General features: G+C 64.2%; 18 protein-coding genes and 1 tRNA gene. All 19 read left to right on the top strand.

Features of this window, described 5'->3' with window-relative positions; genetic code table 11:
• Positions 1–131 precede the first annotated feature (131 nt).
• Positions 132–1,151 (top strand): NAD(P)H-quinone oxidoreductase, encoded by a 1,020-nt coding sequence (locus MYA_RS10015; protein ID WP_014723360.1) that lies wholly within the window; start codon positions 132–134, stop codon positions 1,149–1,151.
• Between the two features lie 142 nt (positions 1,152–1,293).
• Positions 1,294–2,049, top strand: a complete 756-nt coding sequence (tpiA, locus tag MYA_RS10010) for a triose-phosphate isomerase (protein WP_014723359.1) — start codon at positions 1,294–1,296, stop codon at positions 2,047–2,049.
• 72 nt (positions 2,050–2,121) lie between these two features.
• Complete coding sequence (gene secG / locus MYA_RS10005; protein WP_041493866.1) at positions 2,122–2,508, top strand: preprotein translocase subunit SecG; 387 nt, start codon at positions 2,122–2,124, stop codon at positions 2,506–2,508.
• Positions 2,509–2,619: 111 nt separating this feature from the next.
• Positions 2,620–2,704, top strand: a tRNA-Leu gene (locus tag MYA_RS10000).
• 154 nt (positions 2,705–2,858) lie between these two features.
• Entirely contained in the window at positions 2,859–3,218 is a 360-nt protein-coding gene (locus MYA_RS09995) for an NADH-quinone oxidoreductase subunit A (RefSeq protein WP_011885535.1), read from the top strand.
• Between the two features lie 63 nt (positions 3,219–3,281).
• A complete protein-coding gene (locus tag MYA_RS09990) occupies positions 3,282–3,761 on the top strand; it encodes a NuoB/complex I 20 kDa subunit family protein (RefSeq protein WP_006398799.1) in 480 nt (159 codons plus the stop codon).
• A gap of 22 nt (positions 3,762–3,783) precedes the next feature.
• Positions 3,784–4,386, top strand: coding sequence for an NADH-quinone oxidoreductase subunit C (locus tag MYA_RS09985; protein WP_011885534.1), 603 nt, complete (start codon positions 3,784–3,786; stop codon positions 4,384–4,386).
• Between the two features lie 9 nt (positions 4,387–4,395).
• Positions 4,396–5,649, top strand: coding sequence for an NADH-quinone oxidoreductase subunit D (locus MYA_RS09980; RefSeq protein ID WP_011885533.1), 1,254 nt, complete (start codon positions 4,396–4,398; stop codon positions 5,647–5,649).
• A gap of 180 nt (positions 5,650–5,829) precedes the next feature.
• Positions 5,830–6,315, top strand: coding sequence for an NADH-quinone oxidoreductase subunit NuoE (gene nuoE, locus MYA_RS09975; RefSeq protein WP_006478266.1), 486 nt, complete (start codon positions 5,830–5,832; stop codon positions 6,313–6,315).
• Complete coding sequence (nuoF, locus tag MYA_RS09970) at positions 6,312–7,622, top strand: NADH-quinone oxidoreductase subunit NuoF (RefSeq protein WP_011885532.1); 1,311 nt, start codon at positions 6,312–6,314, stop codon at positions 7,620–7,622. The genes nuoE and nuoF overlap by 4 nt, the downstream gene beginning before the upstream one ends.
• A gap of 84 nt (positions 7,623–7,706) precedes the next feature.
• Entirely contained in the window at positions 7,707–10,037 is a 2,331-nt protein-coding gene (nuoG, locus tag MYA_RS09965; protein WP_014723356.1) for an NADH-quinone oxidoreductase subunit NuoG, read from the top strand.
• Positions 10,038–11,105, top strand: a complete 1,068-nt coding sequence (gene nuoH, locus MYA_RS09960; protein ID WP_011885530.1) for an NADH-quinone oxidoreductase subunit NuoH — start codon at positions 10,038–10,040, stop codon at positions 11,103–11,105. It begins immediately after the preceding gene.
• A gap of 15 nt (positions 11,106–11,120) precedes the next feature.
• Positions 11,121–11,609, top strand: coding sequence for an NADH-quinone oxidoreductase subunit NuoI (gene nuoI, locus MYA_RS09955; RefSeq protein ID WP_011885529.1), 489 nt, complete (start codon positions 11,121–11,123; stop codon positions 11,607–11,609).
• Positions 11,610–11,723: 114 nt separating this feature from the next.
• Complete coding sequence (locus MYA_RS09950; RefSeq protein ID WP_011885528.1) at positions 11,724–12,374, top strand: NADH-quinone oxidoreductase subunit J; 651 nt, start codon at positions 11,724–11,726, stop codon at positions 12,372–12,374.
• Between the two features lie 18 nt (positions 12,375–12,392).
• Positions 12,393–12,698 carry an NADH-quinone oxidoreductase subunit NuoK gene (gene nuoK / locus MYA_RS09945; protein ID WP_011885527.1) on the top strand — a complete coding sequence of 102 codons (306 nt, stop codon included), beginning with the start codon at positions 12,393–12,395 and terminating at the stop codon, positions 12,696–12,698.
• A gap of 17 nt (positions 12,699–12,715) precedes the next feature.
• Positions 12,716–14,770, top strand: coding sequence for an NADH-quinone oxidoreductase subunit L (gene nuoL, locus MYA_RS09940; RefSeq protein WP_011885526.1), 2,055 nt, complete (start codon positions 12,716–12,718; stop codon positions 14,768–14,770).
• A 16-nt stretch (positions 14,771–14,786) separates the two neighbouring features.
• Positions 14,787–16,277, top strand: coding sequence for an NADH-quinone oxidoreductase subunit M (locus MYA_RS09935; RefSeq protein ID WP_011885525.1), 1,491 nt, complete (start codon positions 14,787–14,789; stop codon positions 16,275–16,277).
• A gap of 36 nt (positions 16,278–16,313) precedes the next feature.
• Complete coding sequence (nuoN, locus tag MYA_RS09930; RefSeq protein ID WP_175464266.1) at positions 16,314–17,777, top strand: NADH-quinone oxidoreductase subunit NuoN; 1,464 nt, start codon at positions 16,314–16,316, stop codon at positions 17,775–17,777.
• A complete protein-coding gene (locus tag MYA_RS09925; RefSeq protein WP_011885523.1) occupies positions 17,777–18,073 on the top strand; it encodes a DUF2818 family protein in 297 nt (98 codons plus the stop codon). Before nuoN ends, MYA_RS09925 begins: the two co-directional genes overlap by 1 nt.
• Positions 18,074–18,090 lie beyond the last annotated feature (17 nt).

The following is an 18,090-nucleotide window of genomic DNA, read 5'->3' as shown; positions in this document are numbered from 1 at the left end:
GCCGGCAGCGCGAGAGCGCGCCGGCCGTTTTTTCTGTAGCATCGTTGTGCGGCGCAGCAGCGCCGGCGCAGCATCCGCGCCGCGCGCGGGCGCCTCATTCGCCATCCGATTCCGAGCCTGGAGCCATCACCATGAAAGCCATTGAAATCACCGAATTCGGTGCCCCCGACGTGTTGAAGCTGACGGAGCGCGTGCGCCCCGAACCGGCGCGCGGCGAGGTGCTGATCAAGGTGGCGGCTTCGGGCGTGAACCGGCCCGACGTGTTCCAGCGCAAGGGCGCGTATGCGCCGCCGCCCGGTGCGTCGGACCTGCCGGGCCTCGAGGTCGCGGGCGAGATCGTCGGCGGCGACCTCTCCGATCCGGCGCTGAACCCGTTCGGGCTGAAGCTGGGCGACCGCGTCTGCGCGCTGCTCGCCGGCGGCGGCTACGCCGAATATGCGGTCGCGCCGCTGCCGCAATGCCTGCCGGTGCCCGGCGGCCTGACCGACATCGAAGCTGCGTCGTTACCCGAAACGTTCTTCACGGTGTGGAGCAACGTGTTCGACCGTGCGCTGCTCGGCGCGGGCGAGGGCGGCGAGCAGGAAACGCTGCTGGTGCAGGGCGGCTCGAGCGGGATCGGCGTGACGGCCATCCAGATCGCGCATGCGCTCGGTTTCCGCGTGTTCGCGACGGCCGGCACGGCGGACAAATGCCGGGCATGCGAGGCGCTCGGCGCCGAGCGTGCGATCAACTACAAGACCGAGGATTTCGTCGAGGTCGTCAAGTCGCTGACGCACGACCGCGGCGTCGACGTGATCCTCGACATGGTCGGCGCGGCGTACCTGCCGCGCGAACTCTCCGTGCTCGCGGACGGCGGCCGGATCGTGCTGATCGCGCTGCTCGGCGGCGCGAAGGCCGAGATCAACCTGGGCGAGATCCTGCGCCGCCGCCTGACGGTGACGGGCTCGACGCTGCGTCCGCGTCCGGTCGAGTTCAAGGCGCGCATCGCCGCCCAGCTGAAGGCGCGCGTGTGGCCGCTGCTCGCGGACGGCCGCATCAAGCCGGTCATCTACCGCGTGCTGCCTGCCGGCGACGCCGCCCAGGCGCATGCGCTGATGGAAAGCGGCGAGCACATCGGCAAGATCGTGCTGGATTGGGGCGCGATCGCGTGACGGTCGTGCGGCCGGGCTTGACATCGGCGGTTTGACCGGTTCAAGCCGGGCGCAGTAAAATCGCGGGTTTGCTTCGCCAGAATCCAACCTGACGGCCGGTTTTTCGGCACGTTAATGACAAGATAGTGACGAGACGGACACGATGTCGAAACAACGAACAAAGCGAGTGATCGGCAACTGGAAGATGCACGGCCGGCTGGCCGGCAACCAGGCGCTGCTGAACGAAGTGGTGCAGGGCGCGGACGCAGTGGCGGCCGGCACGTCGATCGGCGTATGCGTGCCGTTCCCCTATCTCGCGCAGGTTCAGGCGGTGCTCGGCGGCAGCCGGGTGGCGTTCGGCGCACAGGACGTGTCGGCGCACGAGCAGGGCGCGTACACCGGCGAAGTGGCGGCCGCGATGGTCGCGGAATTCGGCGCGCAGTATGCGATCGTCGGTCACTCGGAGCGTCGCGCGTATCACGGCGAGCGCAACGAGACCGTCGCCGCGAAGGCGCAGCGCGCGCTCGCGGCGGGCCTCACGCCGGTCGTGTGCGTCGGCGAAACGCTCGACGAGCGCGAAGCGGGCACGACCGAGCGGGTCGTCGGTGCGCAGCTCGACGCCGTGCTTGCCGTGCTGACGGCCGACGAGGCGGCGCGCATCGTCGTCGCGTACGAGCCGGTCTGGGCGATCGGCACCGGCAAGAGCGCGACGTCGGCGCAGGCGCAGGACGTTCACGCGTTCCTGCGTGCGCGTCTCGCGGCGAAGGGTGCGGCGCACGTGTCGGTGCTGTACGGTGGCAGCGTCAAGCCGGACAACGCGGAAGAACTGTTCGCGCAGCCGGACATCGACGGCGGCCTGATCGGCGGCGCGTCGCTGAAGGCTGAAGATTTTCTGGCGATCTGCCGGGCTGCGCGTTGAGCGGTCCGCGATCGAATTGAACCATGATGGCGGCCGGGTGGTCCGGTCGCCAGATCCAACCGGGTGGGTGTGATGCTGTTATTCAAAACGCTGATTATTGTGGTGCAGGTGCTGTCCGCGCTGGGCGTGATCGGGCTCGTGCTGCTGCAGCACGGCAAGGGTGCCGACATGGGCGCCGCATTCGGCAGCGGCGCGTCGGGCAGCCTGTTCGGCGCGACCGGCTCGGCGAACTTCCTGTCGCGCACGACGGCCGTGCTGGCTACGGTTTTCTTCATCGCGACGCTCGCATTGACGTACCTCGGTTCGTACAAGGCGACGCCGTCGGCAGGCGTACTGGGCGCGGCCGCGACCGCGCCGGCATCTGCGCCGGCGGCCTCGGCGCCGGTCGTCGCAGCCTCTGCCGCAGCGGGTTCCGCCGCGTCGGCGGCAAGCGCCCCGGGCCAGGACGTGCCGAAATAAAAAGTTAAAATTTTTGCCGTTGTGCGTTGAACAAACCGGGAACTCGGGTTAGAATTTAATTCTTGAAGCGATTCGCGGGAAACGTGCAGTACGACCCGAGTTGCATGCAGTGCCGACGTGGTGAAATTGGTAGACACGCTATCTTGAGGGGGTAGTGGCGAAAGCTGTGCGAGTTCGAGTCTCGCCGTCGGCACCAAAGTTACTCAATGCCAGCCGCTTCTAGTGGCTGGCATTTTTCATTTGTGGGGTGTGTCTTGCGATTGTCTTGGGATCGCGCGTACTCCGAAATGATTCCTTCCGCCGGAAGTGGTATTCTCCGGACGCTCAGAACCAACCGATAGAGGATTGCCTTGAACCTCGCAGCCTATTACCCCGTCTTGTTGTTCCTCCTCGTGGGCACTGGTTTAGGTATAGCGCTGGTCAGTATCGGCAAGCTCCTTGGGCCCAACAAGCCGGACGTCGACAAGAATGCACCGTACGAGTGCGGCTTTGAAGCCTTTGAAGACGCCCGGATGAAGTTCGACGTCCGGTACTACCTCGTCGCCATCCTGTTCATCATCTTCGATCTCGAAACCGCATTCCTGTTTCCGTGGGGCGTCGCGCTCCGGGACATCGGCTGGCCGGGTTTCAGCGCAATGATGATTTTTCTGCTCGAATTCCTGCTGGGCTTTGCCTATATCTGGAAGAAAGGCGGGCTCGACTGGGAGTGATGGGTTTAATCGCCGGTTTGCATGGGCGACCACGCTGGGTCGCTCGTCTGGAGTGGAAAGCAAATGAGTATCGAAGGGGTCTTGAAGGAAGGGTTTGTCACCACGACGGCTGACAAGCTGATCAACTGGACGCGCACCGGCTCGTTGTGGCCGATGACGTTCGGGCTCGCGTGTTGCGCCGTCGAAATGATGCATGCGGGCGCGGCGCGCTACGACCTGGACCGGTTCGGGGTCGTGTTCCGCCCGAGTCCGCGCCAGTCCGACGTGATGATCGTCGCCGGCACGCTCTGCAACAAGATGGCGCCGGCACTGCGCCGCGTGTACGACCAGATGGCCGAGCCGCGCTGGGTGATCTCGATGGGGTCGTGCGCGAACGGTGGCGGTTACTACCACTACTCGTACTCGGTGGTGCGCGGCTGCGACCGGATCGTGCCCGTCGACGTCTACGTGCCGGGCTGCCCGCCCACGGCCGAGGCGCTGGTCTATGGCGTGATCCAGCTGCAGGCGAAGATCCGCCGCACCAATACCATCGCCCGTCAATAAAGGCCCCGAGCGTCCCCTCAATATGGCAAGCAAAATCGAGACTCTCAAGGCAAACCTCGAAGCCGCGCTCGGCGCGCGCGTGGTGAGCCTCACCGAAGCAATCGGTGAACTGACGCTCGTCGTGAAGGCGAGCGATTACCTCGAAGTCGCAAAGACGCTGCGCGACGATCCGAAGCTCCGTTTCGAGCAGTTGATCGACCTCTGCGGCATCGACTACCAGACGTACGGCGACGGCGCGTACGACGGCCCGCGTTTTGCGGCCGTGTCGCAGCTGCTGTCGGTCACGAACAACTGGCGCCTGCGCCTGCGCGTGTTCGCGCCGGACGACGATCTGCCGATCGTGCCGTCGCTCGTCGACACCTGGTCTTCCTCGAACTGGTACGAGCGCGAAGCGTTCGACCTGTACGGCCTCGTGTTCGAAGGGCACCCCGACCTGCGCCGCCTCCTCACCGACTACGGCTTCATCGGCCACCCGTTCCGCAAGGACTTCCCGGTGTCGGGCTACGTCGAAATGCGCTACGACCCGGAAGAGAAGCGGGTCGTCTACCAGCCGGTGACGATCGAGCCGCGCGAAATCACGCCGCGCGTGATCCGCGAGGATCGCTATGGCGGTCTGAAACATTAAGGGGGCGTCATGGCAGAAATCAAGAACTACACGCTCAACTTCGGCCCGCAGCACCCGGCAGCGCACGGCGTGCTGCGCCTCGTGCTCGAGCTCGACGGCGAAGTCATCCAGCGTGCCGATCCGCACATCGGCCTGCTGCACCGCGCGACCGAAAAGCTCGCGGAAAACAAGACCTTCATCCAGTCCGTGCCGTACATGGACCGTCTCGACTACGTGTCGATGATGGTCAACGAGCACGGCTATGTGCTCGCGATCGAGCGTCTGCTCGGCATCGACGTGCCGGAGCGCGCGCAGTACATCCGCGTGCTGTTCGACGAGATCACGCGCGTGCTGAACCACCTGATGTGGATCGGCGCGCACGCGCTCGACGTCGGCGCAATGGCCGTGTTCCTGTACGCGTTCCGCGAGCGCGAAGACCTGATGGACGTGTACGAAGCGGTGTCCGGCGCACGGATGCACGCGGCGTATTACCGTCCGGGCGGCGTCTATCGCGACCTGCCGGATGCGATGCCGCAATTCAAGGCGTCGAAGATCCGCAACGAGAAGGCGCTCGCGAAGATGAACGAAGCGCGCAGCGGCTCGGTGCTCGACTTCATCGACGACTTCTTCACGCGCTTCCCGAAGTGCATCGACGAATACGAAACCCTGCTGACCGACAACCGGATCTGGAAACAGCGTCTGGTCGGGATCGGCGTCGTGAGCCCGGAACGTGCGTTGCAGATGGGCCTCACCGGCCCGATGCTGCGCGGCTCGGGGATCGCGTGGGACCTGCGCAAGAAGCAACCGTACGAAGTGTACGATCGCATGGATTTCGACGTGCCGGTCGGCGTGAACGGCGATTGCTACGACCGCTATCTGGTGCGTGTCGAAGAAATGCGTCAGTCGGTCCGTATCGCGAAACAGTGTATTGAGTGGCTCCGCAAGAATCAGGGGCCGGTGATGACCGACAATCACAAGGTTGCGCCGCCGTCGCGCGTCGGCATGAAGACCAACATGGAAGACTTGATTCACCACTTCAAGCTCTTCACCGAAGGTTTTCACGTGCCGGAAGGCGAAGCGTACGCGGCAGTCGAGCATCCGAAGGGCGAGTTCGGCATCTATCTCGTGTCGGACGGTGCCAACAAGCCGTATCGCCTCAAGATCCGCGCACCGGGCTTCGCGCATCTCGCGTCGCTCGACGAAATGGCGCGCGGCCACATGATTGCCGACGCCGTCACGATCATCGGTACGCAGGACATCGTGTTCGGCGAGATCGATCGCTAATGGTTGCGCCGCCCGCGCGAGCGGGCGGCGAGCAGTAAGTCACACGCGAAGTCTGATGCTGCATGCGCTGAACCGGCGCGGCTTCGCAAGCTGTCAACAGTGAGCGCCAGGTCTGCCGTCCATGCACAGCAGTGCGGCAGGTTGTTCGTTCGGTAGGAATTGAAAGAGTCGTGTCTGAAAATGATCTCAGCTGAAGGCCTGAAAGAAATCGATCGAGCGTTGACGAAGTATCCCGCCGATCAGAAACAGTCCGCCGTGATGTCGGCGTTGGCCGTCGCTCAGGAAGAGCACGGCTGGCTGTCGCCCGAACTGATGCAGTTCGTCGCGGACTATCTCGGCATGCCGGCCGTTGCCGTGCAGGAAGTCGCGACGTTCTACACGATGTACGAGCTCAAACCGGTCGGCAAGCACAAGATCACGCTCTGTACGAACCTGCCGTGTCAGCTTGGCCCGCACGGCGGCGCCGAGGCGACGGCCGACTACCTGAAACAGAAGCTGGGCATCGGCTTCGGCGAGACCACGCCTGACGGCAAGTTCACGCTGAAAGAAGGCGAATGCATGGGCTCGTGCGGCGATGCGCCGGTGCTGCTGGTGAACAATCACAGAATGTGCAGCTTCATGAGCCGCGAGAAGATCGACCAGCTGCTTGAGGAGCTTTCGAAATGACGTCCCTTCACGACCGTCACATCAAACCGCTGATCCTCGCAGGCCTTAACGGCGAGAACTGGCATCTCGAAGATTACGTCGCGCGCGGCGGCTACAAGCAGCTGCGTCGCATTCTCGAAGAGAAGATTCCGCCGGAGCAGGTGATCGCCGACGTGAAGGCGTCGGGCCTGCGCGGCCGTGGCGGTGCGGGCTTCCCGACCGGCCTCAAATGGAGCTTCATGCCGCGCCAGTTCCCGGGGCAGAAGTACCTCGTCTGCAACTCGGACGAAGGCGAACCGGGCACGTTCAAGGATCGCGACATCCTGCGCTGGAACCCGCACGCACTGATCGAAGGGATGGCCATCGGCGCATACGCGATGGGCATCACCGTCGGCTACAACTACATCCACGGCGAAATCTTCGAAGTCTATCGACGCTTCGAGGCTGCCCTGGACGAGGCGCGCGCCGCCGGCTTCCTCGGCGACAACATCATGGGCTCGGAATTCTCGTTCCAGCTGCACGCGCACCACGGTTACGGCGCGTACATCTGCGGCGAGGAAACGGCGCTGCTCGAATCGCTCGAAGGCAAGAAGGGCCAGCCGCGCTTCAAGCCGCCGTTCCCGGCGAGCTTCGGCGTGTACGGCAAGCCGACCACGATCAACAACACCGAGACGTTCGCCGCGGTGCCGTTCCTGCTGTCCATCGGGCCGCAGAATTATCTCGAGATCGGCAAGCCGAACAACGGCGGCACGAAGATCTTCTCGGTGTCGGGCGACGTCGAGCGTCCGGGCAACTACGAAGTGCCGCTCGGCACGCCGTTCGCGACGCTGATGGAGCTCGCCGGCGGGATGCGCGGCGGCAAGAAGATCAAGGCCGTGATTCCGGGCGGCTCGTCGGCGCCGGTGATTCCGGGCGACATCATGATGCAGACGGATCTCGACTACGACTCGATCGCGAAGGCGGGCTCGATGCTCGGCTCCGGCGCGGTGATCGTGATGGACGAGACGCGCTGCATGGTGCGTTCGCTGCTGCGCCTGTCGTACTTCTATTACGAGGAATCGTGCGGCCAGTGCACGCCGTGCCGCGAAGGCACCGGCTGGCTGTATCGCGTCGTGAACCGCATCGAGCACGGCGAGGGCCGCCAGGAAGACCTGGACCTGCTGAACTCGGTGGCGGAGAACATCATGGGCCGTACGATCTGCGCGCTCGGCGACGCGGCGGCGATGCCGGTTCGCGGGATGCTCAAGCACTACTGGGACGAATTCGCGTACCACGTCGAGCACAAGCACTGCATGGTCGGCGGCCACACACACGCGGCGGCAGCCTGAAGCGAAGTACCGGTTGCGGAATTTGAGCGCACGGTCGGGCGAACGCGCGAACGGGCGGAAATAGGTTAAGGACCATTCACCATCATGGTTGAACTTGAAATAGACGGCAAGAAGGTCGAGGTGCCCGAAGGCAGCATGGTGATCCAGGCTGCGCACAAGGCGGATACGTACATTCCTCACTTCTGCTATCACAAGAAACTGTCGGTTGCGGCCAACTGCCGGATGTGCCTCGTCGAAGTCGAGAAGATGCCGAAGGCCGTGCCTGCCTGCGCGACGCCCGTGTCGGCCGGCATGGTCGTGCACACGCAATCCGACAAGGCCGTGAAGGCGCAGCAGTCGGTGATGGAATTCCTCCTCATCAACCACCCGCTCGACTGCCCGATCTGCGATCAGGGCGGCGAATGCCAGCTGCAGGATCTGGCGGTCGGCTACGGCAAGTCGTCGTCGCGCTATTCGGAAGAAAAGCGCGTGGTGTTCCACAAGAACGTGGGCCCGCTGATCTCGATGGAAGAAATGTCGCGCTGCATCCACTGCACGCGCTGCGTCCGCTTCGGCCAGGAAATCGCCGGCGTGATGGAGTTCGGCATGCTGGGCCGCGGCGAGCACTCGGAAATCACGACGTTCGTCGGCAAGACGGTCGACTCCGAGCTGTCGGGCAACATGATCGACCTGTGCCCGGTCGGCGCGCTGACCAGCAAGCCGTTCCGCTACAGCGCCCGGACCTGGGAACTGTCGCGCCGCAAGTCGGTGAGCCCGCACGATTCCGTCGGCGCGAACCTCGTCGTGCAGGTGAAGAACAACCGCGTGATGCGCGTGCTGCCGTTCGAGAACGAAACGATCAACGAATGCTGGATCTCGGACAAGGACCGCTTCTCGTATGAAGCGCTCAACAGCGCCGAGCGCCTGACGAAGCCGATGCTGAAGCAGGGCGGCCAGTGGATCGAAACCGACTGGCAGACCGCACTCGAATATGTCGCGAAGGGCCTGAAGGGCATCGCCGCGGATCACGGCGCGAATGCGCTGGCGATGCTCGCGAGCGCGCACAGCACGGCCGAAGAGCTGTTCCTCGTGAAGCAGCTCGCCAATGAACTGAAGACGCCGAACGTCGACTTCCGTCTGCGCCAGCAGGATTTCTCGGCGCCGGTCGCCGGTGCGCCGTGGCTCGGCATGCCGATCGCCGATCTGTCGAACCTCGGTGCCGCGTTGGTTGTCGGCTCGTTGCTGCGCCGCGACCACCCGCTGTTCGCCGCACGCCTGCGTCAGGCCGCGAAGAACGGAGCGAAGCTGCACTTCCTGAACGCAACCGGCGACGACTCGCTGATCCCGACCGCGCAGCGCATCGTCGCCGCACCGTCGGCATGGCTCGACGAACTGGCCGGCATCGCCGCGGCGGTCGCGCAACTGCGCGGCGTCGCGCTGCCCGATGCGCTCGCCGGCGTCACGGCGTCGGCGGCCGCCCAGGCCGTCGCGCAATCGCTCGCGAACGGCGAACGCCGCGCGGTGCTGCTCGGCAACGTCGCCGTGCGTCACCCGCAATTCGCGCAGCTGCACGCGCTCGCACAGTGGATCGCCGAGAACACCGGCGCGACGCTCGGCTTCCTGACGGAAGCAGCGAACACGGTCGGCGCGCACGCGGTCGGCGCACTGCCGGGCGAAGGCGGCCTGAACGCTCGCGAAGCGTTCGCGCAGCCGCGCAAGGGCTACGTGCTGCTGAACGTCGAACCGGAATTCGACACCGCCGATCCGGCGCAGGCGCTTGCCGCGCTGAACCAGGCGGAAATGGTCGTCGTGATGTCGCCGTTCAAGCACGGCGTCGATTACGCCGACGTGCTGCTGCCGATCGCGCCGTTCACCGAAACGGCCGGCACGTACGTGAACGCCGAAGGCACGGTGCAGAGCTTCAACGGCGTCGTGCGCGCACTCGGCGACACGCGCCCCGGCTGGAAGGTGCTGCGCGTGCTGGGCAGCCTGCTCGGCCTGCCGAACTTCGAATACGAGACGGCCGAAGAAGTACGTCTCGCCGCGCTCGGCGACGCAGGTGTCGCAAGCCGCCTGTCGAACCGCACGTCGGTCGCGCCGGCACGTGTCGCAGCCAGCGCCGCGAACGGCGGCTTCGAGCGCCTCGCCGACGTGCCGATCTATCACGCCGACGCACTCGTGCGCCGCGCAGGTGCGCTGCACCTGACGGCCGCCGCGAAGGCCGCGAACACCGTCGGCCTGCCGGCCGGGCTGTTCGACAAGCTGGGCTTGAAGGAAGGCGACGCGGTGCGCGTGCGTCAAGGCGAGCGTGCGGTGCAGTTGCCGGCCGTGCGCGACGCGAATCTTGCGGAGACGGTCGTTCGCGTGTCGGCGGCGACGCCTGCCGGCGCAGCGCTCGGCAGCCTGTTCGGTGAACTGGTGGTGGAGAAGGCGTAAATGAGCTTGTTCGATACGATCAACGCGGGCGGAGCCCAGCTTCTCGGCGTCGCGTGGCCGACGGTGTGGGCGCTCGTGCGCATCCTCGTCGTCGCCGTCGTGATCCTGCTGTGCGTCGCGTACCTGATTCTGTGGGAACGCAAGCTGATCGGCTGGATGCACGTGCGTCTCGGGCCGAACCGCGTCGGCCCCGCCGGTCTGCTGCAGCCGATCGCCGACGTGCTGAAGCTGCTGCTGAAGGAAGTGATTCAGCCGAGCGCAGCGAGCCGCTGGCTGTACCTGGTCGCGCCGGTCATGACGGTCGTGCCTGCGTTCGCGGTGTGGGCGGTGATCCCGTTCCAGGCCCAGGCGGTGCTCGCGAACGTGAACGCCGGCCTGCTGTACGCGATGGCGATCTCGTCGATCGGCGTGTATGCGGTGATTCTCGCCGGCTGGGCGTCGAACTCGAAGTACGCGTTCCTCGGCGCGATGCGCGCCGCTGCGCAGATGGTCTCGTACGAAATCTCGATGGGCTTCGCGCTGGTGCTCGTGCTGATGACGGCCGGCAGCCTGAACCTGTCGGAAATCGTCGGCTCGCAGCAGCACGGCTTCTTCGCCGGCCACGGCGTGAACTTCCTGTCGTGGAACTGGCTGCCGCTGCTGCCGGCGTTCGTCGTCTACTTCGTGTCCGGCATCGCCGAAACGAACCGTCACCCGTTCGACGTGGTGGAAGGCGAGTCGGAAATCGTCGCGGGTCACATGATCGATTACTCGGGTATGGCGTTCGCGCTGTTCTTCCTCGCCGAGTACATCAACATGATCGTGATCTCGGCGCTGGCGGCGACGCTGTTCCTCGGCGGCTGGGACGCGCCGTTCGAATTCCTGTCGTTCATTCCGGGCATCTTCTGGCTGGTGCTGAAGGTATTCGCGCTGCTGTCGGTGTTCATCTGGGTGCGTGCGACGTTCCCGCGCTACCGTTACGACCAGATCATGCGCCTGGGCTGGAAGGTGTTCCTGCCCGTCACGGTGATCTGGGTGGTCGTGGTCGGCTTCTGGATGATGTCGCCGCTGAACATCTGGGTGAAGTAAAGATCGGACGAAATCATGACGGCAATCCAACACTTCTTTAAGACCTTCTTCCTGACGGAGCTGCTGAAGGGGCTCGCGCTGACCGGTCGCTACACGTTCCGGCGCAAGTTCACGGTGCAGTTCCCGGAAGAAAAGACTCCGATCTCGCCGCGTTTCCGCGGGCTGCACGCGCTGCGCCGCTACGAGAACGGCGAAGAGCGCTGCATCGCGTGCAAGCTGTGCGAGGCCGTGTGCCCCGCGATGGCGATCACGATCGAATCGGAAACGCGTGCGGACAACACGCGCCGCACGACGCGCTACGACATCGACCTGACGAAGTGCATCTTCTGCGGTTTCTGCGAAGAAAGCTGCCCGGTCGATTCGATCGTCGAGACGCAGATTCTCGAGTACCACGGCGAAAAGCGCGGCGACCTGTATTTCACGAAGGAAATGCTGCTCGCGGTGGGCGATCGCTACGAGAAGGACATCGCCGCGGCGAAGGCTGCCGACGCGCCGTATCGTTGATTGTGTTTGCAGTGCCGGCCCGGCATCGACGGGCCGTGCCGCCGCGACGGGTGCGGCACGCGAGAGCGTCCCGCAAGCCGCGCCTGACTATGGCCTAACGATGAACCGGTAATCATGGAATTCACGACCGTACTGTTCTACATCTTCGCGCTGCTCCTGGTGGTATCAGGGCTGAAGGTGATCACTTCGCGCAACCCGGTGGCGTCTGCGCTTTTCCTTGTGCTGGCGTTCTTCAACGCCGCCGCGATCTGGATGCTGCTGGAAGCGGAGTTCCTCGCGATCCTGCTGGTGCTGGTCTACGTGGGCGCCGTGATGGTGCTGTTCCTGTTCGTCGTGATGATGCTCGACATCAACATCGACTTCCTGCGGCGCGACTTCAAGAAGTTCGTGCCGATGGCCACCGTCGTCGGCGCGATCATCGTGGTCGAGACCGCGCTGATCCTGTGGCGCGGCTACGGCGACACGCACACGGTCCACGCGATGGCGACCGGCGCGATGGCCGACTGGTCGAACACGCGCCTGATCGGCAAGGTGATCTACACCGACTACATCTTCGCGTTCGAAATCGCCGGCCTGGTGCTGCTGGTGGCGATCATCGCCGCGATCGGGCTGACCGCGCGTCACGGCAAGGACAGCAAGCGCCAGCGCGTGTCGGATCAGGTCAAGGTGCGCCGCAACGATCGCGTGCGCCTCGTGAAGATGGAAGCGGACAAGCCGCAGCCGGCAACGGCGCAGAGCGAAGCCGGTACGAGCACCAACGGCTAAGCGGAGGAAACCCATACCATGCTGACTCTTGCCCATTACCTCGTGCTCGGCGCGATCCTGTTTGCGATGTCGATCGTCGGGATTTTCCTGAACCGCCGCAACATCATCATCATCCTGATGGCGATCGAACTGATGCTGCTGGCCGTCAACACCAACTTCGTCGCGTTCTCGCACTATCTCGGCGACGTACACGGCCAGATCTTCGTGTTCTTCGTGCTGACGGTCGCCGCAGCGGAAGCCGCGATCGGCCTCGCGATTCTGGTGACCCTGTTCCGTAAGCTCGACACGATCAATGTCGAGGATCTCGATCAGCTCAAAGGTTAATTTCAGGCAACGCTGTTATGTCAACGACACTCAATGAAAACCTGCTGCTGGCGATTCCGCTCGCTCCGCTGGCCGGCTCGCTGATTGCGGGGCTGTTCGGGAACGCAGTGGGGCGCAAGGGCGCACATCGGATCACGATCCTCGGCGTATTGATCGCGTTCCTCCTGTCGGCGAAAGTCTTCTTCGACGTGATGGGCGGCGCGAGCTTCAACGCGACCGTCTATGAATGGATGAACGTCGGCTCGCTGAAACTCGAGGTCGGCTTCCTCGTCGATTCGCTGACCGCGATGATGATGGTGGTCGTCACCTTCGTCTCGCTGATGGTGCACGTGTACACGATCGGCTACATGTCGGAAGAGGACGGCTACCAGCGCTTCTTCTCGTACATCTCGCTGTTCACGTTCTCGATGCTGATGCTCGTGATGAGCAACAACTTCCTGCAGCTGTTCTTCGGCTGGGAAGCGGTGGGTCTGGTGTCGTACCTGCTGATCGGCTTCTACTTCACGCGTGAGAGCGCGATCTACGCGAACATGAAGGCGTTCCTCGTGAACCGCGTGGGCGACTTCGGCTTCCTGCTGGGCATCGGCCTGCTGCTCGCGTTCGCGGGCTCGATGAACTACGGCGAAGTGTTCGCGAAGCGCGCGGAACTCGCGAGCCTGCACTTCCCGGGCACCGACTGGGGCCTGCTGACCGTTGCCTGTATCTGCCTGTTCATCGGCGCGATGGGTAAGTCGGCGCAGTTCCCGCTGCACGTGTGGCTGCCCGACTCGATGGAAGGCCCGACGCCGATCTCCGCACTGATTCACGCGGCGACGATGGTGACCGCCGGCATCTTCATGGTGTCGCGCATGTCGCCGCTGTTCGAGCTGTCGGATACGGCGCTGTCGTTCATCACGGTGATCGGCGCGATCACGGCGCTGTTCATGGGCTTCCTCGGGATCGTCCAGAACGACATCAAGCGCGTCGTCGCGTACTCGACGCTGTCGCAGCTCGGCTACATGACCGTCGCGCTCGGCGTGTCCGCTTACCCGGTCGCCGTGTTCCACCTGATGACGCACGCGTTCTTCAAGGCGCTGCTGTTCCTCGGCGCCGGTTCGGTGATCATGGGCATGCACCACGACCAGGACATGCGCAACATGGGCGGCCTGCGCAAGTACATGCCGATCACGTGGATCACGTCGCTCGTCGGTTCGCTCGCGCTGATCGGCACGCCGTTCTTCTCGGGCTTCTACTCGAAGGACTCGATCATCGACGCGGTGAAGCTGTCGCACCTGCCGGGTTCGGGCTTCGCATACTTCGCGGTCGTCGCCAGCGTGTTCGTCACGGCGCTGTACTCGTTCCGCATGTACTTCCTGGTGTTCCACGGCGAAGAGCGCTTCCGCAAGCCGAAGCATCCGGAATCGCCGATGGGCATGGCCGCCGCACACGGTCACGACGATCACGGCCATGGCCACGGTCATGACGACCATGCGCACGAGCCGCACGAGACCCCGTGGGTCGTGTGGGTGCCGCTGGTGCTGCTGGCGATCCCGTCGCTGATCATCGGTGCGATCGCGATCGGTCCGATGCTGTACGGCGACTTCTTCCAGCACGGCGTCGCGTTCGACAAGGTGATCTTCATCGGCCAGAACCATCCGGCACTCGCCGAGATGGCCGAAGAGTTCCACGGCTGGGTCGGCATGGGCCTGCACTCGGTGTCGGGTCTGCCGGTGTGGCTGGCGCTTGCCGGTGTCGTCGTCGCGTGGTTCCTGTACCTGAAGCGTCCGGATCTGCCGGCGTCGATCCGCCGCGCGTTCGGTCCGATCTACACGCTGCTGGACAACAAGTACTACATGGACAAGATCAACGAAGTGGTGTTCGCCCGCGGTTCGGTGGCGATCGGCCGCGGCCTGTGGAAGGAGGGCGACGTCGTCGTGATCGACGGTCTCGTCAACGGCAGCGCCCGGTTCATCGGCTGGTTCGCCGGCGTGATCCGCTTCCTCCAATCCGGTTACATCTATCACTACGCGTTCGCCATGATCATCGGCATGCTGGGGCTCCTGACCCTGTTTGTAACGCTCGGCGGCAAATAAGGCGGGGGGACAACTAATGCACGCTTTTCCGATTCTCAGTACCGCGATCTGGCTGCCGATCGTTTTCGGCCTCCTCGTGCTCGCGGTCGGTAACGACAAAAACCCGGGGGCGGCCCGCTGGCTCGCGCTGATCGGCTCGCTGCTGGGCCTCGCGGTCACGCTGCCGCTGATCACCGGCTTCGATTCGAGCACGGCCGCGCTGCAGTTCGTCGAGCAATCGACCTGGATCGAACGCTTCAACATCTCGTACCACCTCGGCGTCGACGGCATCTCGATGTGGTTCGTCGTGCTGACCGCGCTGATCACGGTGATCGTCGTGATCGCCGCGTGGGAAGTGATCACCGAGAACGTCGCGCAGTACCTGGCGGCCTTCCTGATCCTGTCCGGGATCATGATCGGCGTGTTCTCGGCGGCCGACGGCCTGCTGTTCTACGTGTTCTTCGAGGCCACGCTGATCCCGATGTACATCATCATCGGCGTGTGGGGCGGCCCGAACCGCGTGTACGCGGCGTTCAAGTTCTTCCTGTACACGCTGGCCGGCTCGCTGCTGATGCTGGTCGCGCTGATCTACCTGTACACGCAGACGCATTCGTTCGACCTCGCGACGTGGCAGAACGCCAAGATCGCGATGACGCCGCAGATCATGCTGTTCATCGCATTCTTCCTCGCGTTCGCGGTGAAGGTGCCGATGTGGCCGGTGCACACGTGGCTGCCGGACGCGCACGTGGAAGCGCCGACGGGCGGCTCGGTCGTGCTGGCCGCGATCATGCTGAAGCTCGGCGCATACGGTTTCCTGCGCTTCTCGCTGCCGATCACGCCTGACGCGAGCCACTTCCTGGCGCCGGTCGTGATCACGCTGTCGCTGATCGCGGTGATCTACATCGGCCTCGTCGCGATGGTGCAGGCCGACATGAAGAAGCTGGTCGCGTATTCGTCGATCGCGCACATGGGCTTCGTGACGCTCGGCTTCTTCATCTTCAACCAGCTCGGCGTCGAAGGCGCGATCGTCCAGATGATCTCGCACGGCTTCGTCTCGGGCGCGATGTTCCTGAGCATCGGCGTGCTGTACGACCGCCTGCACTCGCGCCAGATCGCCGATTACGGCGGCGTCGTGAACGTGATGCCGAAGTTCGCCGCATTCGCGATGCTGTTCTCGATGGCCAACTGCGGCCTGCCGGGCACGTCGGGTTTCGTCGGCGAGTTCATGGTGATTCTCGCGGCCGTCCAGTACAACTTCTGGATCGGCTTCGGTGCGGCATTCACGCTGATCCTCGGCGCTGCCTACACGTTGTGGATGTACAAGCGCGTGTATTTCGGCGCCGTCGCGAACGACCACGTCGCGAAGCTGACGGACATCGGCCGTCGCGAATTCGTGATGCTGGCCGTGCTCGCCGCGTTCACGCTGCTGATGGGCCTGTATCCGAAGCCCTTCACCGACGTGATGCACGTTTCCGTGGAAAACCTCCTCTCCCATGTCGCGCAGTCGAAGCTGCCGCTGGCCCAGTAAGCGCGAGCGGAGGAACTCAAGATCATGAACGCACCTATGAATGTCCTGTTGCCTGACGCGCTGGTGATGGCCGCCATCATCGTCGCGTGGCTGAACGACACCTTTACCGGTGCCGCCGGCCGCCGCCTGACCTATCTGATCGCGGTGGTGGCGTCGGTCGTCGCCGGCGTCTGGTTTGCCGTGCAGGCGCTCGATCCGCACCAGTACTACTTCTTCTCGCGGATGGTCGTCGTCGACTCGTTCGCGAGCATGATGAAGGCCGTCGTATCGTTCGGCTTCGCGGTCACGCTCGTCTACTCGCGCAAGTACCTCGAAGACCGCGACATGTTCCGCGGCGACGTGTTCCTGCTGGGCATGTTCTCGCTGCTCGGTCAGCTGGTGATGGTGTCGGGCAACAACTTCCTGACGCTGTACCTCGGCCTCGAACTGATGTCGCTGTCGCTGTATGCCGTGATCGCGCTGCGCCGCGACGCCGCGCAGTCGAGCGAAGCCGCGATGAAGTACTACGTGCTGGGCGCGCTCGCATCGGGCTTCGTGCTGTACGGCATCTCGATGCTCTACGGCGCGACCGGCTCGCTCGAGCTCGGCGAAGTGTACAAGGCGGTCAGCGGCAACACCGACGCGGCCGTGCTGATGTTCGGCGTGATCTTCATCGTCGCCGGTATCGCGTTCAAGCTCGGCGCCGTGCCGTTCCACATGTGGGTGCCGGACGTCTATCAGGGCGCACCGACCGCGATGACGCTGTTCGTCGGCGGCGGTCCGAAGGTTGCCGCGTTCGCGTGGGGCCTGCGCTTCCTGGTGATGGGCCTGCTGCCGCTCGCGCAGAACTGGCAGACCGCGCTCGTGATCCTCGCCGCGCTGTCGCTGATCGTCGGTAACATCACCGGTATCGTCCAGCGCAACATCAAGCGGATGCTCGCTTACTCGGCGATCTCGAACATGGGCTTCGTGCTGCTCGGCCTGCTGGCCGGCATCGTGAAGGGCGACGCGGCCGCACCGGCGAACGCGTACAGCTCGGCGATGTTCTACGCGATCGTCTACCTGATCACGACGCTCGGCTCGTTCGGCGTGGTGATGCTGCTCGCACGCCGCGATTTCGAAGCCGAAACGATCGACGACTTCAAGGGCCTCAACAAGCGCAGCCCGGTGTTCGCGTTCGTGATGATGGTCATGATGTTCTCGCTGGCCGGCATCCCGCCGACCGTCGGCTTCTACGCGAAGCTCGCGGTGCTCGAGGCCACGGTCAACGCCGGCCTCACGTGGCTCGCGGTGCTCGCGGTGATCACGTCGCTGTTCGGCGCGTTCTACTACCTGCGCATCGTGAAGCTGATGTACTTCGATGCACCGCAGGACGCGTCGCCGATCACGGGCGACTTCTGCAAGCGCACGATCCTGGTGGTCAACGGCCTTGCGATCGTTGCGCTCGGCCTGGTTCCGAGCCCGCTGCTGACGGCTTGCCTGCAGGCGATCCGTCATACGCTGCAGACGCTGCCGCTGTAATGTCGGCAGCCGGCTGGTTCATCGTGCTGTTGGCGCTCCTGTGCGCCAACCTGCCGTTCCTGAATCAACGCCTGTTCGCCGCGGTGCCGATCGGCGCGGCGAAGAAGAGTGCGTGGATTCGGATCGGCGAGCTGATCGTGCTGTACTTCGTGGTCGGCGCGCTCGGCTTCTGGCTCGAATCGCGCGCCGGCAACCGCTTCGAACAGGGCTGGCAGTTTTACGCGATCACGTTCAGCCTGTTCATCGTGTTCGCGTTTCCCGGCTTCACGTTTCAGTATCTCGTCAAACGACGCTGACGGCTGCGGCCGTCGCG

It is taken from the genome of Burkholderia sp. KJ006 (assembly GCF_000262695.1).
GTDB lineage: Bacteria > Pseudomonadota > Gammaproteobacteria > Burkholderiales > Burkholderiaceae > Burkholderia > Burkholderia vietnamiensis.
Note: the sequence above shows the minus strand (reverse complement) of the source record. Positions and strands in the feature narration are given on the sequence as shown.